Genomic DNA, 19,226 nt, shown 5'->3' with positions numbered 1-19,226 from the left:
AATGAATAAAGGATCGAGTTTTAACAAAGAAGCTTTAGGTGAAAAAGTCGCAATTTATGCAAATAGAGTCGCAACAAATCGTTTTATCTCAGCAATTCGCGATGCTTTTGCCAGCACTATTCCAATTACAATTGTAGCTGCCTTCTTTTTATTAGTGAACAATGTGTTATTGGCTGAAAAAACTGGATTGTTACGTAACTTGCCTGGTCATGAAATAATCTCCGAAATCGGTGTACAAGCTTATAATGGTACATTGGGAATTTTAGGGTTGATGGTTACGTTTTTGATTGGATTTCGTTTGGCTAAATCATACGGCAGTGACGGTGCGTTAGAAGCAATTATTGCACTAGCTTGCTATGTAGTATTGGTGCCTAATATTATCAACATTACGGGTTTTGACGGTACTGAAGTCCAAACATCAGGTACACTGACTCAAACGTATACGAGTGCTTCTGCGATGCTGTTAGGCATCCTTGCTGCGATTATCAGTGTGCCTTTAATAGTAAAACTTACATCTAATAGTAAATTAAAAATAAAAATGCCGGATAGTGTCCCTCCAGCTATTGCAAAATCATTTAATAGTTTGATACCAGCCTTCTTTACAATAACACTTTTTGCGATTTTTGAAGTAGTCGTAAGAACATTTAGTGGACATACAATTCCTGAAGTGGTTGTGACGATTCTACAAGCACCTTTAGTAGGAGGATTCCAAACATTACCGGGTATTTTAGCATATGTTTTTCTATCGACATTTGTTTTCATTTTTGGGATTCACGGAGCTTTCGTATTTGGAGCAATTTCAAGTCCCATTTTATTGACATCATTGCAACAAAATATTGAAGCGATTCAGGCTGGATCAAGTGCACCAAACATTGTAACACAACCATTTCTAGATGCTTATGTTTATATGGGAGGTGGAGGTACAATGATTTGCTTAGTTATTGCTGTTTTGATCTGGTCAAAACGTGAGGATCAACGAATGATTGCAAAACTTGGTGGGGTTTCTAGTTTATTTAATATCAGCGAGCCGATGATGTTTGGTTTACCGATTGTCTTTAATCCGGTTTATGCAATTCCATTTTGTATAGTTCCATTAGTTTCAACACTATTAGCATACATGGCAACAAGTTTGCACATAGTTACTCCCACCTATATTTTAGTTCCTTGGGTAACACCTCCTATTCTATCTGGCTATTTAGCTACAGCAGGAGATTTTCGAGCTGCAATTTTACAGGTTGTAATTATTTTTGTAGGAACATTGATTTATATGCCTTTCGTTCTTTTTTCAAATAAAGTAAAAGAGTAACTTAGCAAGATCTACAGAAATTTTCCTTGACTTTACTGGAAATCTTTAGTAATTTATATGTAATATTGAAAGTCAATGAAAGAACGAGTAGATTTCAAACTGATCGTATAAGAGAAAGTTGCCAAGGCTGAAAGCAACTTCATTAGAGAAATCGAAAGACATTCTGGAGATGAACGGAGAAAAGCCGTTCCGTTGCGAGCGTTAATCGTTAGAGGAAAGAGCAATCTTTCAGACTTAGGTGGTACCGCGCGTGTCTATTCACTCGCCCTTGTAATTACACAAGGGCGATTTTTTGTTGTGAATCACTGCGACTGGCTACGCCAGGGTAGATGATGAACAATACTTGGCGACCAAAGGGAGAGAAGTTACAGTACTAGGAATCACCAAACGGCATAGTCCGAACAAAAAGCAATGGTCAATAAATAAAAAGTACGACTTAATCTCACAAACAGCTACGGAGCTGTTCTAATCTCAATCAATCTTTACCAATGATCCCTTACAAATACCTAACAATAAATAGGAGATGAAAACAATGAGTTATCAAAGACCAAAAGGAACGAATGACTTGTTACCAGGAACTTCTGAAAAGTGGCAATTTATTGAAGAAACAGCTCGTTTGATTTTTCGCGATTATCAATATGAAGAAATCCGCACGCCGATTTTTGAACATTATGAAGTAATTTCCCGCAGTGTAGGAGATACAACAGATATTGTTTCAAAAGAAATGTATGACTTTTATGACAAAGGAAATCGTCATGTTACCTTGCGTCCAGAAGGAACAGCGCCAATCGTTCGTTCTTTTGTTGAAAATAAACTGTTTGGACCTGAATTTGCGAAACCGTATAAAACCTATTATATGGGACCGATGTTCCGTTATGAACGTCCTCAAGCAGGTCGTTTAAGACAATTCCACCAAATTGGAGCAGAAGCATTTGGTAGCGTGAATCCTGCCGTGGATGTTGAAAGTATGGCGATGGCCTTAGACTTTTTCAAACAATTAGGAATCACTCAAATTCGACTAGTCATCAACTCTTTAGGCGATAAAGCAACCAGAGCCGCTTATCGTCAAGCATTGATCGATTATTTAGAACCAAAAATGGATGAATTAAGCGAAGATTCAAAACGTCGTTTACATGAAAATCCTTTACGTGTATTAGATAGTAAAGATAAAAAAGACCAAGCAATCGTCGCGGAAGCACCATCGATTTTGAATTATCTAAGCGAGTCGTCAAAAGAACACTTTGAAACAGTTAAAACAATGTTGAATGAATTGAATATTCCGTTTGAAGTAGACAGTAATATGGTTCGCGGATTAGACTATTATACAAATACAATTTTTGAAGTGATGAGTGAAGCACCAGGTATGGGTGCGCAATCAACGATTTGTGCTGGCGGACGTTATGATGGATTAGTTGAAGAATTAGGAGGTCCAGCGACACCAGGGTTTGGTTTTGCGATAGGGATTGAACGTGTTTTGATCACGATGAAAGCAGAAGGAATAGCCGTTCCAGTAATCAATGAAATCGATGCTTATGTTGTCGGAATCGGTGAACAAACAAATATCGAAACGCTAAAACTAGTGCAAGCCATTCGTAACTTTGGTTTTTCTGCAGATCGTGATTTTATGGATCGTAAAGCAAAAGCACAATTTAAAACAGCTGCTAAATTAAATGCTAAGCTTGCGCTGACTTTAGGTGAAACTGAATTAACAGAAGGCGTTGTAAATGTAAAATCAATGGCCAACCGTAATGAAAAAGTATTTCCACTAACCGATATTTATGAAAGATTTGATGAAGTCTATGATGAAATGATGACAGTGATGTTTGATTAATAACTAGTAAAAAATGAAGAGGAGCAAAGAACAATGACAAAAAGAACAGTATACTGCGGGAAAGTTTCAGCAGATTTAGTAGGACAGGTAATTACATTAAAAGGTTGGGTACAAAAGCGCCGTGATTTAGGCGGAGTTATCTTCATTGATTTACGTGACCGCGAAGGAATCGCGCAAGTTGTTTTCAATCCGGCTCATTCAAAAGATGCATGGGAAATTGCGGATAAATGCCGTAGCGAATACGTAATTGAAATCACAGGAGAATTAACGTACCGTGACAAGGAAGCAATCAATCCTAAAATGAAAACCGGTGAATTTGAAGTGATGGCAACAGATATCACGATTTTAAATACAGCAAAAACACCACCATTTTTGATTGAAGATGAAAACAATGTCGGAGATGAAATCCGTATGAAATACCGTTATTTAGACTTACGTCGTCCACAAATGACAGCTAACTTAAAATTACGTCACGAAGTAACAAAATCAATTCGTCATTATTTAGATGATACTGATTTTATCGATATCGAAACACCTTATTTTGGGAAATCAACACCGGAAGGCGCGCGTGATTATTTAGTTCCTTCACGTGTACATGCAGGACATTTCTATGCATTACCGCAATCACCGCAAATTTTTAAACAGTTATTGATGAATGCTGGATTTGATCGTTACTATCAAATCGTTCGTTGTTTCCGTGACGAAGATTTACGTGGGGATCGTCAGCCTGAGTTTACTCAAGTCGATATTGAAACAACTTTCTTATCACCGGAAGAAATTCAAACAATGACTGAAGAGATGCTAGCGAAAGTGATGCGTGAAACAAAAGGGATCGAAGTTACATTACCATTCCCACGTATTAGCTACGATGAAGCAATGGCACGTTACGGAAGTGACAAACCAGATACTCGTTTCGATATGGAATTGATTGATATCGCTGATGTGGTAAAAGATGTTGATTTCAAAGTTTTCCAAATGGCGCTTGAAAATGGCGGACATGTTAAAGCACTAAATGCTAAAGGGGCAGCAGATAAATATTCAAGAAAAGATATGGATAACTTAGGTACTTACGTAAGCCAATTTGGCGCCAAAGGACTTGCTTGGTTAAAAGTGGAAGAAGACGGGCTAAAAGGACCAATCGCAAAATTCTTAACGGACGTTTCTGAAGAGTTGATTAAAGCAACAAATGCTGAGGTCGGTGATATTTTGATGTTTGGTGCGGACAAACCAGAAATAGTTGCAGCTGCATTAGGCGCAGTTCGTTCTCGTTTAGGAAAAGAATTAGGGTTGATCGATGAGTCTAAATTTAACTTCTTGTGGGTTATTGACTGGCCGTTGTTTGAATATGATGAAGAAGCGGGTCGTTACGTTTCTGCCCACCATCCATTCACACAACCAAAAGAATCTGATATTGAATTACTTTCAACAAATCCAGCGAAAGTTTACGCTGAAGCGTATGATATCGTCTTAAATGGTTATGAATTAGGTGGGGGTTCATTACGTATCCATAAACGTGAGTTACAAGAAAAAATGTTTGAAACATTAGGTTTCACCAAAGAATCAGCGCAAGAACAATTTGGTTTCTTATTAGACGCGTTAGACTATGGATTCCCTCCACACGGCGGCATCGCTTTAGGGTTAGATCGTTTAGTAATGTTATTGGCGGGAGAAAATAATATTCGTGAAGTAATTGCCTTCCCTAAAAACGGGAAAGCAGCGGATCCAATGACGAGTGCACCAAGTGTGGTTTCACCATTACAATTATTTGAATTGAACATTGATGTAACAGCGATTGATGAATAATAAGTGATTAGAAAAGAGGCCGAGATAAAAGCGTTTAGCTCCGAGAAATAAGAGGGAGCTGCTTTTTTCTCGCCGTTTATTCGGATTTAGAGCGTGAAACAAAACTGATCTTTCGTTTTGTCCCACGCTCTTCTTCCTACGATTAGTCAAGTAGAAAATAAAGAAATAATGAAAGATTATTTAAATGTTTGTAAACGAAGGAAGTATTTTAGAATAAAGACACACTAAATAACCCTGATGAGTCTATATTTTTTTCAATCAGGGTATTATAATCAACTCATAAGCCATTGCCTTATTGGCCCTTAGAGACCGTGTACGCATAGTCGTACTTTGTCTCGTTCTCAACCATAGAATAGAGGCACTTTAGTAGTTTGTTCATACAGGCTACGGTCGCAACCTTATCCTTCTTGGGTAGAGGTTGCGTTTTTAATTTGTAATAGTAATCTACAATATGATTTGAAGCGGCAGCTTGTTGGCGAATCATATTTTTCACGGTGAAATAAAGGATTTTCCGAGCTTTGGGGTTTCCACGTTTATTGATATGGTCTTGGGCAAGGTATTCCCTGATTGATACCTACGGGTATCAATTCCCACAAAAGCATTCACTTTCTTATGATTTTCAAATCGGCGAATATCTCCAATTTCACCAATGAGTAAAGCGGCAGACACTTCCCCAATGCCTGGAACACTTTGGTAAAGATCAAACTCCGATAATGGTTTGGTTTGTTCAATAAGCTGCTTAGACAAGGTTTCCTTATTTTAAAATGACAGTGAAGGAGACCGTTTTTTTTGTAGGGACTCGACGTCCATGAGCGTGTGGTCGATCTTCCTTTCACCCCTTACTATAACCCTAAAAATAGGAAAATAGAGGGTAAACTTATCCGTCGATGAGCTTACTCTCTAATCTTAGTATGTTTATTTTGAGTGTTTCGATTTTATTTAGCTCACCACTATAACGAGTGAATATAACTAGGTTAATTATCAGTAACTAAATATTTGTTTGTGGTATCGATAGAGTATTTAGTGGCGTGTGGTCACAATAAGAAACAATTTTCTATATTACTAATGGAGTTTATAATTTGTTTATATTTATACTTTATACTGAACATAGAACGCAGCTAAAGGAGGATGAAAATGACGAAAAAGGCATTTCTTTTAAAAATTTTTTTTCTACTTTCGCTTTTCCTTATTTTTTCGGTCTGCCAAATGAGACAACCTGAGTTAAAACAAATTGTGAAGGAGCCTACGATTATGACTACTGAAAAAAATACGACGAATCAAACAGAAGAAACACAGGAGCAAACATCCAAGTCTAAAAGTCAATCATTTCCAAAAGGTACGTTGCTTCAAGCTGTAAATGAGAATAACGCGGCGAAAGTTCAAGAAATACTTCAGGATAAAAATTATCCAATTGATGAAGTGAATCAGCAAGGTGAAACTGCCCTTTTGATTGCTACTCACCAAAACTTTATTGAAATAGCAAAACTATTAATCGATACAGGTGCAGATATCAATCAACAAGATCAAATTTCTGACAGTCCTTATCTTTACGCTGGAGCGCAAGGGAAAATAGAAATTCTTGGCTATATGCTCGAAAAACAAGAACCAGATCAGCAGAAATTTAACCGGTTTGGTGGTAATGCCTTGATCCCAGCTGCTGAGAAAGGACATCTTGAGAACGTTAAATTACTATTGAGAGACGGGCGAGCTAACATCAATCATCAAAATAATTATGGTTACACTGCGTTGATTGAGACAGTTGCATTAAGAGATGGTTCGTTGGTTTATCAGCAAATACTTAACGCCTTATTAGATGCTGGGGCAGATAAGACATTAAAAGATACTACTGGTCGAACCGCTGAAGATTATGCTAGAAGCTTAGGTTATCCTGAAATGTTAAATATGCTTACTTCCGATTAGTAAAGGTAGAGCAATCAGTCGTTTTAAGGTCAGCATTATTGTGTAAAAAAGATCAGTTTGCAAGTGTTCTCATTGTTTTCCTGATATAGTCCCCGTTATGAAATGAAAATGAAGAAATTTAGAACCTTTTGTGCCAATTTGAAGTTTGAGCTTTTTTTCTTATCTCAAAGCACGTATAATAAGATGCAAACGAATCAAGTAAAGTGAGGCTTCTTTTACATGAAAAAATTCTTTGAAAGTTTACCTGTTCATGATTACACGACAAAACTTTCAGTATCTATTGTTTATGCGATCTTAGCATCTGTTGCAATGAACCTTTTTTATCAACCGGGAAACATCTACTCTAGTGGGATTACTGGGTTGGCACAAATTTTAACGACTCTGTCGACAAAAATTGTTGGTTTTAATATCCCAGTTTCAATCACGCTTTATGTATTGAATATCCCTTTATTTTTTGTGGCTTGGCGTAAAATTGGAAAGAAGTTCACCATCTTTACTTTTTTGACAGTGACACTAACTTCGATATTTATGCAAATTGTCCCACAAACGAGTCTTTCTGATGATCCAATCATTTGTGCGATTTTTGGTGGAGCTGTGATGGGTTCAGGCATTGGATTTGCTTTGAAAAATGGTTTGTCTTCTGGCGGTTTAGATATTTTCAGCATTACGATTCGTAAAAAAACAGGACGATCTGTTGGTTCGATTTCGATGTATTTTAATGGATTGATTATTTTTGTTGCTGGATATTTGTTCGGTTGGCAATATATGTTTTATAGCGCATTGTCAATTTTTGTCAGTGGGAAAGTGACAGATGCTGTTTATACAAAGCAAAAAAAAATGCAAGTAATGATTATTACGAAAAATCCTGATGCAGTTATTGATGGGATTCAACAGAAGATGAGACGAGGAATTACGATTATTCATGAAGCAGAAGGAGCTTACCGACATGATAAACAAACCTTATTGTTGACAGTTGTCACTCGATTCGAACTACCTTCATTAGAAGCCGCAATGAAAGAATCTGATCCATCAGCTTTTGTAAGTATTTCAGATAATGTAAAAATTCTCGGACGTTTTTATGAAGAAGATTTATAGAAAATAAATATAATAATGAAAGCCTAATTTCTTTTTATCAAAAAATTAGGTTTTTTACTAATAGAAGAAAAAGTCAATGTCTTGCATGAATTGTAAAAAAGTAATCTCTTTTTCTTGAAAAAAGAACTGAAAACTGTTAAACTAAATTTATAAGATTGAGGGGCGCTTTTAAGACTGTTAATAGAATTTAACAATGCAAAAGAAGAACGTCAATCCTATTTTTTTAAAGTTCATAGGTCGTTTTAAGTCTCACTTGGACGTTTTTAGACCAACGAAGGAGCGCATCATGCTAGATGAATTAAAAATGATTGAAGCAGTTGCTCCAGATTTGCTCGATGTAATGCAGGAACGGTTTCATATTCTTCGTAATATTTACTGGATGCAGCCTATTGGACGTAGAAGTTTATCGGATAGTATGGGAATTACAGAACGTGTCTTGAGAACTGAGACGGATTTTCTGAAAAACTTACAATTGATAGAGACTTCTAAAAGCGGAATGACATTAACTGAAAAAGGCTTAGACGTTTATCAAGGGTTAGAGTCAGTAATGAATCAATTACTCGGTATGCATCAAGTCGAAAAAGAAATCAGTCAATATTTTGGGATTAAGCGTTGTATCGTTGTAGCTGGCAATAGTGATAATCAGGAGAAAGTACTTTATGAGTTCGGCGATATTTTGACCGATTCACTGGATTTACTCTTACCTGAGGGTGATAATATTGTTGCAGTTATGGGCGGCACGACAATGGCGTTGACCGCAGAACATATGGGGACACTAGAAACGGAAAAACGACATAATTTGTTTGTTCCAGCTAGAGGCGGAATCGGTGAAGCAATGACGGCTCAAGCCAATTCAGTAAGTGCTGTAATGGCAAGTAAAACTGGCGGTCACCACAGAGCATTATATGTGCCAGAGCAATTAAGCTTAGAAACGTATAACTCACTGCTGCAAGAACCTTCGATTCAAGAAGTACTGACACTAATCGAACAAAGTACTTGTGTGGTTCACAGTATTGGACGCGCTTTGCATATGGCAGCACGTCGTAAAATGTCTGATGATGAAATGGTCATGTTAAAGCAAAACAACGCTGTTGCAGAATCTTTTGGATATTTCTTTGATGAAGAGGGGAAAATTGTTCATAAAATCCCTCGCATTGGACTTCAGTTAAAAGATGTACAAAAAATTCCGAATGTCGTAGCAATTGCTGGCGGTAAGACAAAAGCCAAAGCAATTCGCGCTTACATGAAAAATGCACCAAAACAAACGTGGCTCATCACGGATGAAGCTGCTGCAAATGAGATTTTAAAAGGGGTAACCCTTTAAAATAAAAAATTTTTGATTTTCATAAGGAGGAAATCTTTAATGACAGTTAAAGTAGGTATTAATGGATTTGGACGTATCGGACGCTTAGCATTCCGTCGTATCCAAGATGTAGCAGGAATCGAAGTAGTAGCAATCAATGATTTAACAGATGCTAAAATGTTGGCTCACTTGTTAAAATATGACACGACTCAAGGACGTTTCAACGGAACTGTTGAAGTTCATGATGGATCTTTCAACGTAAATGGTAAAGAAGTTAAAGTTCTTGCTAACCGCAACCCGGAAGAATTACCTTGGGGCGACTTAGGCGTAGATATCGTTCTTGAATGTACTGGATTCTTCACTTCAAAAGAAAAAGCTGAATTACACTTAAAAGCTGGTGCTAAACGCGTTGTTATCTCTGCTCCAGGCGGAAATGACGTACCAACAATCGTTTATAACACTAACCACGATATCTTAACAGGTAAAGAAACAGTTATCTCAGGTGCTTCATGTACGACTAACTGTTTAGCTCCTATGGCTAAAGCTTTACAAGATAATTTTGGTGTGGTTGAAGGTCTTATGACGACAATCCACGCTTACACAGGTGACCAAATGACTCTTGATGGACCACATCCTGGTGGAGACTTCCGTCGTGCACGTGCTGCAGCAGAAAACATCGTACCTAACACAACTGGTGCTGCTAAAGCAATCGGTCTAGTTATTCCTGAATTAAACGGTAAATTAGACGGAGCCGCTCAACGTGTTCCTGTAGCAACTGGGTCATTAACTGAATTAGTAACAGTTCTTGACAAAAAAGTAACTGTTGAAGAAGTAAACGAAGTGATGGCTAAAGCTGCTAACGAATCATACGGATACAACACAGACGAAATCGTTTCTTCTGATATCGTAGGGATGACTTTCGGTTCATTATTCGATGCTACTCAAACAAAAGTAATGACTGTTGGCGATCAACAATTGGTGAAAACTGTTGCTTGGTATGACAACGAAATGTCTTATACTGCACAATTAGTTCGTACTTTAGAGTACTTCGCTAACTTATAAGAGTAACTCTTATCATTAGTGAAATTTGAACAACTGTGAAATAATAAGCGGGGAAGCAACGCGCTTCCCTGCTTTTTTTATAAGTTTAAGAAAAATCATTCTTTTCAAAATTAAAAAATAGATAGGAGTAACTTTTAATGGCTAAAAAGACTATCAAAGATGTAGACTTAAAAGACAAAAAAGTTCTTGTACGTGTTGACTTTAATGTGCCTTTGAAAGATGGCGTGATTACGAACGATAATCGTATCGTAGCAGCACTTCCAACAATCAAGTACGTGATCGACAATGGCGGAAAAGCAATTTTATTCTCTCACCTAGGTCGTGTTAAAACAGAAGAAGACAAATCCGGAAAATCACTAAAACCAGTAGCAGAACGCTTAGGCGAATTATTGGGTAAACCAGTAACATTCGTTCCAGAAACACGGGGTATTGAATTAGAAACAGCTGTTAATAACATGAAAGACGGCGACGTTTTAGTCTTTGAAAACACTCGTTTTGAAGATATCGACGGTAAAAAAGAAAGCGGAAATGATGCTGAATTAGGTAAATACTGGGCTTCTTTAGGCGATGTATTTGTTAATGACGCATTTGGTACGGCTCACCGTGCTCACGCTTCTAACGTAGGAATTGCGTCAACTGGTATTCCGACCGTTGCTGGATTCTTAATGGAAAAAGAAATCAAATTCGTTGGTGAAGCAGTAACAGCACCAAAACGTCCATTTGTTGCTATCCTAGGTGGCGCAAAAGTTTCTGATAAAATCGGTGTGATCGAAAACTTGATCTCTAAAGCAGATAAAATCCTTATCGGCGGCGGAATGACATATACATTCTACAAAGCTAAAGGAATGAACATTGGTAACTCTTTAGTAGAAGAAGATAAAGTTGAATTAGCAAAAGAATTAATCGAAAAAGCAGGCGACAAATTAATCTTGCCAATCGATTCAATTACAGCAGCAGAATTCTCAAATGATGTACCAACAGAAGAACATACTGGTGATGTTCCGGATGGACAAATGGGTCTGGACATTGGACCTGAAACAATTGCTTTATTTGCACAAGCATTAGAAGGTGCTAAAACAGTAGTTTGGAACGGACCAATGGGCGTATTTGAAATGAGTAACTTCGCTAATGGTACAATCGGTGTTTGTGAATCAATCGCAAACCTAGAAGGTGCAACAACAATCATCGGTGGAGGAGACTCTGCTGCAGCTGCAATCCAATTAGGCTTTGCTGATAAATTCACTCACATCTCAACTGGTGGAGGCGCGAGCTTAGAATTGTTAGAAGGTAAAGAATTACCAGGATTAGCAGCAATTAACGATAAATAAAGAGGTTGTAAAAAAGGCGTTTAGACTTGAGTAATTGGACTGAGCCTGAGGAGCTTCAAATGTTGAAGTTCCTCAGGTGAAGGAAATTACCGAAAATTTGCCCTTTGAACACCATTTAATCAAGCCATACCATACCATAATAAGAAAAGGATGTGCTTTTCCATGCGTAAACCAATTATCGCTGGTAACTGGAAAATGAACAAAACTGCTTCAGAAGCGAAAGCTTTTGCGGAAGCAGTAAAAACAAAAATTCCTGCAAATAGTTCAGTAGATTCTGTTATCGGTTCTCCAGCTTTATTCTTACAAGAATTAGTAGAAGCGGCTAAAGGGACTGAATTAAAAATCTCTGCACAAAACTGTTACTGGGAAAACTCAGGTGCATTCACTGGTGAAACGTCTCCAGCAGCACTTGCTGATCTAGGTGTTGACTATGTAATCATTGGTCACTCTGAACGTCGTGAGTATTTCCACGAAACAGACGAAGACATCAACAAAAAAGCGAAAGCAATCTTCGCAAACAACATGACACCAATCTTCTGTTGTGGTGAATCCTTAGAAACATATGAAGCAGGCAAAACTGCTGAATGGATCGAAGGCCAAATCACAAATGGTTTAGTTGGTTTATCCAATGAGCAAGTATCTTCAATGGTTATTGCTTATGAGCCAATCTGGGCAATCGGAACTGGTAAATCTGCTGATGCAAACATCGCGGATGAAATCTGTGGCGTTGTTCGTGCAACAGTTGAAAAATTATACGGTAAAGAAGTATCAGATGCTGTACGTATCCAATACGGCGGTTCTGTAAAGCCTGAAAATATTGCTGAATATATGGCAAAAGAAAACGTTGATGGTGCTTTAGTCGGTGGAGCAAGCTTAGAAGCAGATTCATTCTTAGCATTGTTAGATGCCGTTAAATAATCACGTCTTATAACAATATACGCAATTAATCGAAGTTTCATTGAATAATCGATGAATTATGCAAAAAATGTTTGCATAGCGCGCGTTTATTCACTACAATCATAATTAAGGGAATCGAATCCCCTTAGTATAAAACAAACTCAAAGGAGAGACAAAACATGTCAATTATTACTGATGTTTACGCACGCGAAGTCTTAGACTCACGCGGTAACCCAACAATCGAAGTAGAAGTATACACTGAAAGCGGTGCTTTTGGTCGTGGAATGGTTCCATCTGGAGCTTCAACTGGTGAATACGAAGCGGTTGAATTACGTGATGGCGACAAATCTCGTTACTTAGGTAAAGGGGTTGTTAAAGCAGTTGACAACGTGAATAACATCATCGCTGAAGCAATCATTGGCTACGATGTACGTGACCAAATGGCTATCGACAAAGCAATGATCGATTTAGATGGAACTCCTAACAAAGGTAAATTAGGCGCAAACGCTATTCTTGGTGTTTCAATCGCTGTAGCTCGTGCTGCTGCTGATTACCTAGAAGTACCTTTATACCACTACTTAGGCGGATTCAATACTAAAGTATTGCCAACTCCAATGATGAACATCATCAATGGTGGATCACATGCTGATAACAGTATCGACTTCCAAGAATTCATGATCATGCCTGTAGGCGCTCCTACATTCAAAGAAGCTTTACGTTATGGTGCTGAAGTATTCCACGCATTAGCTGGAATCTTAAAAGCGCGCGGTTTAGCTACTTCTGTAGGTGACGAAGGTGGTTTCGCTCCTAACCTTGGTTCTAACGAAGAAGGTTTTGAAGTAATCATCGAAGCGATTGAAAAAGCTGGATATGTACCTGGTAAAGATATCGTTTTAGCTATGGATGCTGCAGCTTCTGAATTCTACGATAAAGAAAAAGGTGTTTACGTTTTAGCTGATTCAGGCGAAGGCGAAAAAACTACTGAAGAGATGATCGCATTCTACGAAGCATTATGTGCAAAATACCCAATCATTTCAATCGAAGATGGACTAGACGAAAACGACTGGGACGGATTCAAAAAAATGACTGTTTCTTTAGGAGACAAAGTTCAATTAGTTGGTGACGATTTATTTGTTACAAACACAACTAAATTAGCTGAAGGGATTGAAAAAGGCATCGCGAACTCAATCCTTATCAAAGTGAACCAAATCGGTACTTTAACTGAAACATTTGAAGCAATCGAAATGGCGAAAGAAGCGGGTTATACTGCCGTTGTATCTCACCGTTCAGGTGAAACAGAAGATTCAACAATCTCTGATATCGCTGTAGCAACAAACGCTGGTCAAATCAAAACTGGTTCTCTTTCACGTACAGACCGTATTGCCAAATACAACCAATTATTACGTATTGAAGACCAATTAGGCGAAGTTGCTGAATACAAAGGCTTGAAATCTTTCTACAACTTAAAAAGCAAATAATTTTCGTTGATTATAAAGCAAAAAGGGACAATTAATTGATCGTCTGATTTTTTCTCCTTATACTCATACGTAAAACCTCCTCTTGAAAAAATAAGAGGAGGTTTTTTACATATTTAACAAACTAATTCTTTAGTTATACTTAATTGATTCTAAAAGATAATGCTAAAAAGATAGTACATGCTTTAGTTGTTTCGTAGATTACAGAAAACTATAATTATGGAAACGATGACATATGATGATGACCTGTTGTATTTTAATTCAACGAAACTAGCGTTTGAGTATGTAGAAGATAACAGAGCATTTCCATATCAAAAGAATGATAAAATGCTTCATTCCATTTTTAAAGTGAAGGAAGAAGAAATTATCGTTTATCCTTGTTATGAAGTTGAAACAATTCCGTTAAAACTTGAAACTAGGAAAAAAGTTAAGCTACGTTCAAATGAGACCAAGACCACCAGATACAGATTTTCCATTTACAAAACATCAAAATATTCATTCATTCTTCTACAACCAAGGAAGGTTTAGAAGTAGTAGCACGACCATGGATTTTAGAAAGGGCAGTTGATTAATAATGAACTATGTTTCCATTATTCAAAAGAAAAAATCGGTGCTATACTAAAAAGAAAACAAGGAGGATGCGACATGAATCAAACAGATCTCCAAACAATTTTAAAAAAGCAACACAATTTTTTCAACACAAACCAAACGAAATCAATCCCTTTCAGAAAAGAACAATTGAAACAATTATTAATAAACATAGAAAAACACGAAGAAGATTTCTATTGGGCATTTGAAAAAGATCTAAAAAAAACTAAAGTAGAAGTTTATGCAACGGAACTGGGATTAGTGATCTCAGCAATCAAAGATATACTTAAAAATCTTGATAAATGGACGAAGACTGTAAGTAAACCCAGAGCGATTTCATCATTACTAAATAAAAATACAGTCAGTTTAGAACCTTATGGAACAGTTTATATTATCGGGCCTTTTAATTATCCATTACAGTTAACTTTAGTTCCCTTGATTGGGGCACTGGCATCTGGCAATTGTGCAATAGTAAAACCATCATCAAAAACTCCGAATGTAGCTGCTGTAATCGGTACCATTATTGGTGAAACATTTGATGAAGAATATGTCAAAGTTCTCTCGCCTAATTCGATTGATAATGCTTCTGTTTTGAAAGAGCGTATGGATTTCATTTTCTTTACAGGAAGCACCAAGGTTGGGAAAATTGTTATGGAAGCAGCTTCTAAACACCTGACACCAGTAGTTTTAGAGCTTGGTGGTAAAAGTCCAGCAATTGTGACAAAACAGGCTGATGTAGAGTTGGCTGCTGAACGAATTGTTTGGAGTAAGTTACTTAATACAGGGCAAACGTGTATTGCGACGGATTACGTGTTGGTAGATGAAAATGTCAGAAGTGAATTGATTACAGCTTTAAAAGAAAAAATTATCGAATTTTATGGTGTAAATATTGAAGCTAATCCTGACTATGGTCGGATTGTTCAAGGACCAGCAATTGACAAATTTGTTCAATTAATCGATGAAAATAAACAGTATTTGATTTATGGCGGTGAGTATGATCAAAAAACAAGATTTGTCGCACCTACGTTATTTGATATTAAATTGAATCGAGAGAACCGTTTGATGCAAGAAGAATTATTTGGACCACTTTTACCAATCTGCACCTATCAACATTTAGAAGAAGCAATCGCATTTGTTAAAGACGGTGAAAAACCATTAGCTTTATATCTATTTTCCGATGATCGTGAGGTTCAAAAAAAAGTTTTACATGAAATTTCTTTTGGTGGTGGCGGCATCAATCAAACAATCCTTCATGTAGCTAATGATGATTTACCATTCGGTGGAGTGGGCGCTTCAGGTATGGGCAATTATCATGGGAAATACAGCATTGAGACGTTTTCTCATAAAAAGGCAATCGTATATGGAAGAAAAGATTCTATGGGAAAATTAATTTATCCTCCGTATGATCATAAAAAATTCGATTGGTTAAAGCGTTTGTTATAGAACAACCTACTAGGTGATTGAAGATAAGTTTAAAAATTCACATGATACTGACTTAAATCTATTGTTTTTTTCATTATGTTTCTTTGATAAAGTGTCAATGATTGAATGCAATATCTCACTCATCTATTTTTAATAAAAAAACTTTTCGAACACATATATTTTTTTAAAAAGAATTTGTTTGTTATACTAAATATATGAAATTGAAAGGAGCGAATATTATGAAAACGAGAGCTGAATTGAAAAATGAAGCAAAAGCAGTGCTACGAGGACGTTGGAAAGATAGTATATTAATGAGTTTAGTACCAACATTGGTTGCAATTGCAATTGGACTTCTTTTATTTTTTCTACTAATATTGCCTACTATTGTATTTGTTCAAAATAATTCAGATTTATTAACGAGTACTTCAAGTTACGATGGAAACTCTAGTGGAGGTAGTGGAGGATTTGTAGGTGGGATTATAGGAGCTTTGTTCAGTGCAGGAATCTCTTGGACTTTTCTTGATTTGTTAAGAGGAAAAAGACAAGGTATTCGTCCATTTTCAGATGCATTTCGCGGTTTTGCAGGACCTGTAGTTTTAGGAGTTATCTGTATTTATTTATTAATGGCTATATTTATTTTCTTATGGTTACTACTATTAGTTATCCCAGGAATTATTAAAGGATATTCTTATTCTCAAGCTTATTTTATTTATTACGATCGCTACGAAGAAACAGGTATGCGTCCAGGTTTTCTAGAATGTATTACACGAAGCAAACGCTTGATGAAGGGATACAAAGGTCAGCTATTCATATTAGATCTGAGTTTTATTGGTTGGCATATTTTAGCAATTTTAACACTTGGGATTGGTTATTTATGGTTAACACCTTATATTACGGCAACTAAGGCAGCTTTTTATGAAGATTTACCAAAAACAGTAACAATTTAAAGGGAATAGAAGTTGGGCCATAACTCTTAGAGTTATGGCTCAACTTTTTTATATTTATCTAACGCCGATAGTAAAATTAAGCTAGACAACTAAATAAGTCATTTGTGCTACACTCAAAATAGTTCCGACCAAAGAATTATAAGGAGTGAAGACAAATGACCTATACTCATCTTACATCAAATGAACTCGTGATGATAGAAGCTTATTTCAATATGAGCCAACCTGTTACGATGGTTTCTAAGACTTTAACTCGTTCTAGACAGACAATCTACAATGTTTACAACTTCCTGAAACAAGGAAAATCTATCTGTGACTATTACCAACAATATAAAGAAAATAAAACACGTTGTGGTCGACAACCCATTAGTTTGCCTACAAAACAGCATGATTACATTCAATCTATGGTGGCTCAAGGGTGGACACCTGATGTGATTATTGGTCGAGCTGAGTTTCCTATTTCATGCTCTGTTAGAACACTTTATCGTCAGTTTAAAGCGAATCAATTTGATTGCTCAAAACTACCAATGAAAGGGAAACGAAAGCCCAACGGGCATAAAGAACGTCGTGGAAAGCAAGCATTTAAACGCAATATTTCAGAACGATCCACTGACTACCCTAATTTCCAACAGGAATTTGGGCATTTAGAAGGTGACACAATTGTTGGCGTTCATCATAAAAGTGCCATCATCACTCTAGTTGAACGCCTTTCAAAAGTGATTATTACATTAAAACCAAATGGTCGGAAAGCATTGGATATTGAAAAAGCGACAACTGATTGGCTACAAAAGATTCCCAGAAACTTGTTCAAATCCATTACCTTTGATTGTGGAAAAGAATTTTCAAATTGGAAAAACATGAGTAATGTCAATGATATTTCTATCTATTTTGCAGACCCTGGAACCCCCTCACAACGCGGATTAAATGAGCATTCGAATGGGTTATTACGTAAAGATGGGCTGCCTAAAACAATGGATTTTAATCAAGTTGACCAAGCTTTTGTTGCGGCTGTCACCTCTAAAAGAAATCACATACCAAGGAAATCTTTAAATTATCGAACACCATTAGAAGTATTTTTGAGTTACATAAATGAAAGACATTTGTCTAGCTTAATTTGACAAATCAAAGAATTAAAAAAGATGTGAGAAAAAAATTGTTTATAATTTGTTTATTTTCTTGTTAGAACTTGTTTATAACACCTCTATATACTAAAGATATGGAACAAGAAATTATATTTAAATATGGGAGGTAAAAAAATTATGAACAATAAAAAAATCATTGTAGGCGTTTCAAGCTTAGTTTTACTATTAGCAGGTTGCAGTGTAGGGGCAAAAGAATTAAAGGAATCAAAAGCAAGTGCTCCACAACAAACAGAACAATCAAAGAAAGGTAAGAATAATAACAAAGGAGAAAAACTGACAACGATTTTAAGTAAAAAAAATTGGCAAGGAACGAAAGTGTATGATGAAAATAACAATGATTTAACAAAAGAAAATGTGAACTTTATTGGGCTAGCAAAATACGATGGAGATACAGGTCGTTATGAATTTTTCGACGGACAAACTAAAGAGAGTCGAGACGATCGTGGGACGTTTTTCATCACAAATGACGGTAGCCAAAGAATTTTGATGTCAGAAACACTGCACTATCAAGCAGTTGTCAAACTTACGGAATTAACGGATAAAAAATTTACCTATATGAGAAAAGGAAAAGATCAAGCAGGAAATGAAGTAGATGTGTTTGTAGAGCATATCCCTTATAATGAAGATGAGTTAAGTTTTACAGAGCAAGAAAAACCATTGGATACAATGACTGGAAAAATCGATATGAATAAAAATGGTACTGAAATTTTAGGTGAGACATTATGGAAGGGGACAAAAGTCGTTGATGAAAAAGGGAATGATGTAACTGAGAGTAATGAAAACTTTATTAGCTTAGCTAAATTTGATGCTGAGACAAACAAATATGAATTTTTCGATTTAGATTCAGGCGTTAGTCGAGGTGATTTCGGTTATTTTGATGTATTAAATCATAATAAAATCAGAGCACACGTTTCAATTGGCGAAAATAAATACGGTGCTGTACTTGAGCTTACTGAGCTAAATAATAAAAAATTCACCTATAAACGAATAGGAAAAGATCAAGCTGACAATGATATTACTGTATTTGTTGAACATGAACCATATAAGGGAAAGTATGATCCAAGGTTTAGTTAAAAAAATTTCCTACTAACCATACGGCTGTTTGATTTG

At 36.5% G+C, this 19,226-nt stretch carries 14 protein-coding genes, 1 pseudogene and 1 other annotated feature; of the genes and pseudogenes, 14 read left to right on the top strand and 1 reads right to left on the bottom strand.

Translation table 11 applies throughout. From position 1 onward, the window contains the following. Position 1: 1 nt before the first annotated feature. The 3 genes from AC4BBR_RS12245 to aspS all read left to right on the top strand — a co-directional run bounded on the left by AC4BBR_RS12245 (position 2) and on the right by aspS (position 4,940). On the top strand, positions 2-1,306 hold the full coding sequence (locus AC4BBR_RS12245; protein ID WP_490459806.1) for a PTS sugar transporter subunit IIC: 1,305 nt from the start codon (positions 2-4) through the stop codon (positions 1,304-1,306). A gap of 66 nt (positions 1,307-1,372) precedes the next feature. Then, positions 1,373-1,579, top strand: a binding site (T-box leader). 259 nt (positions 1,580-1,838) lie between these two features. Next, entirely contained in the window at positions 1,839-3,137 is a 1,299-nt protein-coding gene (hisS, locus tag AC4BBR_RS12240; protein WP_490459805.1) for a histidine--tRNA ligase, read from the top strand. Positions 3,138-3,170: 33 nt separating this feature from the next. Further along, complete coding sequence (aspS, locus tag AC4BBR_RS12235) at positions 3,171-4,940, top strand: aspartate--tRNA ligase (RefSeq protein ID WP_490459804.1); 1,770 nt, start codon at positions 3,171-3,173, stop codon at positions 4,938-4,940. A 292-nt stretch (positions 4,941-5,232) separates the two neighbouring features. On the opposite strand, the pseudogene AC4BBR_RS12230 reads toward aspS, so the two are convergent. After that, a pseudogene (locus tag AC4BBR_RS12230) lies at positions 5,233-5,696 on the bottom strand (transposase); the annotation flags it as partial. A gap of 378 nt (positions 5,697-6,074) precedes the next feature. On the opposite strand from AC4BBR_RS12230, the gene AC4BBR_RS12225 reads away from it, so the two are divergent. From AC4BBR_RS12225 to AC4BBR_RS12175, 11 genes are all read left to right on the top strand, one after another. Beyond that, positions 6,075-6,860, top strand: a complete 786-nt coding sequence (locus AC4BBR_RS12225; protein ID WP_490459803.1) for an ankyrin repeat domain-containing protein — start codon at positions 6,075-6,077, stop codon at positions 6,858-6,860. 219 nt (positions 6,861-7,079) lie between these two features. Then, positions 7,080-7,955: a YitT family protein gene (locus tag AC4BBR_RS12220; RefSeq protein ID WP_490459802.1), complete on the top strand. Its 876-nt coding sequence runs from the start codon at positions 7,080-7,082 to the stop codon at positions 7,953-7,955. 286 nt (positions 7,956-8,241) lie between these two features. After that, the gene (locus AC4BBR_RS12215) at positions 8,242-9,279 is read left to right on the top strand and encodes a sugar-binding transcriptional regulator (protein WP_490459801.1); all 1,038 of its coding nucleotides are present in this window, start codon (positions 8,242-8,244) and stop codon (positions 9,277-9,279) included. Positions 9,280-9,318: 39 nt separating this feature from the next. After that, on the top strand, positions 9,319-10,320 hold the full coding sequence (gene gap, locus AC4BBR_RS12210; RefSeq protein ID WP_069646063.1) for a type I glyceraldehyde-3-phosphate dehydrogenase: 1,002 nt from the start codon (positions 9,319-9,321) through the stop codon (positions 10,318-10,320). 137 nt (positions 10,321-10,457) lie between these two features. Continuing rightward, positions 10,458-11,648, top strand: coding sequence for a phosphoglycerate kinase (locus tag AC4BBR_RS12205; protein WP_490459800.1), 1,191 nt, complete (start codon positions 10,458-10,460; stop codon positions 11,646-11,648). A gap of 162 nt (positions 11,649-11,810) precedes the next feature. Then, complete coding sequence (tpiA, locus tag AC4BBR_RS12200) at positions 11,811-12,566, top strand: triose-phosphate isomerase (RefSeq protein WP_490459799.1); 756 nt, start codon at positions 11,811-11,813, stop codon at positions 12,564-12,566. 158 nt (positions 12,567-12,724) lie between these two features. Beyond that, a complete protein-coding gene (eno, locus tag AC4BBR_RS12195) occupies positions 12,725-14,023 on the top strand; it encodes a phosphopyruvate hydratase (RefSeq protein WP_490459798.1) in 1,299 nt (432 codons plus the stop codon). A 642-nt stretch (positions 14,024-14,665) separates the two neighbouring features. Continuing rightward, on the top strand, positions 14,666-16,051 hold the full coding sequence (locus AC4BBR_RS12190) for an aldehyde dehydrogenase family protein (protein WP_490459797.1): 1,386 nt from the start codon (positions 14,666-14,668) through the stop codon (positions 16,049-16,051). A 218-nt stretch (positions 16,052-16,269) separates the two neighbouring features. Further along, on the top strand, positions 16,270-16,977 hold the full coding sequence (locus tag AC4BBR_RS12185) for a DUF975 family protein (protein WP_490459796.1): 708 nt from the start codon (positions 16,270-16,272) through the stop codon (positions 16,975-16,977). Positions 16,978-17,132: 155 nt separating this feature from the next. Next, a complete protein-coding gene (locus AC4BBR_RS12180) occupies positions 17,133-18,092 on the top strand; it encodes an IS30 family transposase (RefSeq protein ID WP_490459128.1) in 960 nt (319 codons plus the stop codon). Between the two features lie 141 nt (positions 18,093-18,233). Next, positions 18,234-19,190, top strand: a complete 957-nt coding sequence (locus AC4BBR_RS12175; protein WP_490459795.1) for a DUF4822 domain-containing protein — start codon at positions 18,234-18,236, stop codon at positions 19,188-19,190. The last annotated feature ends 36 nt before the right edge of the window (positions 19,191-19,226 follow it).

The organism is Enterococcus sp. AMC1251, from assembly GCF_058216535.1.
This window is presented reverse-complemented; position numbering and strand designations above follow the sequence as displayed.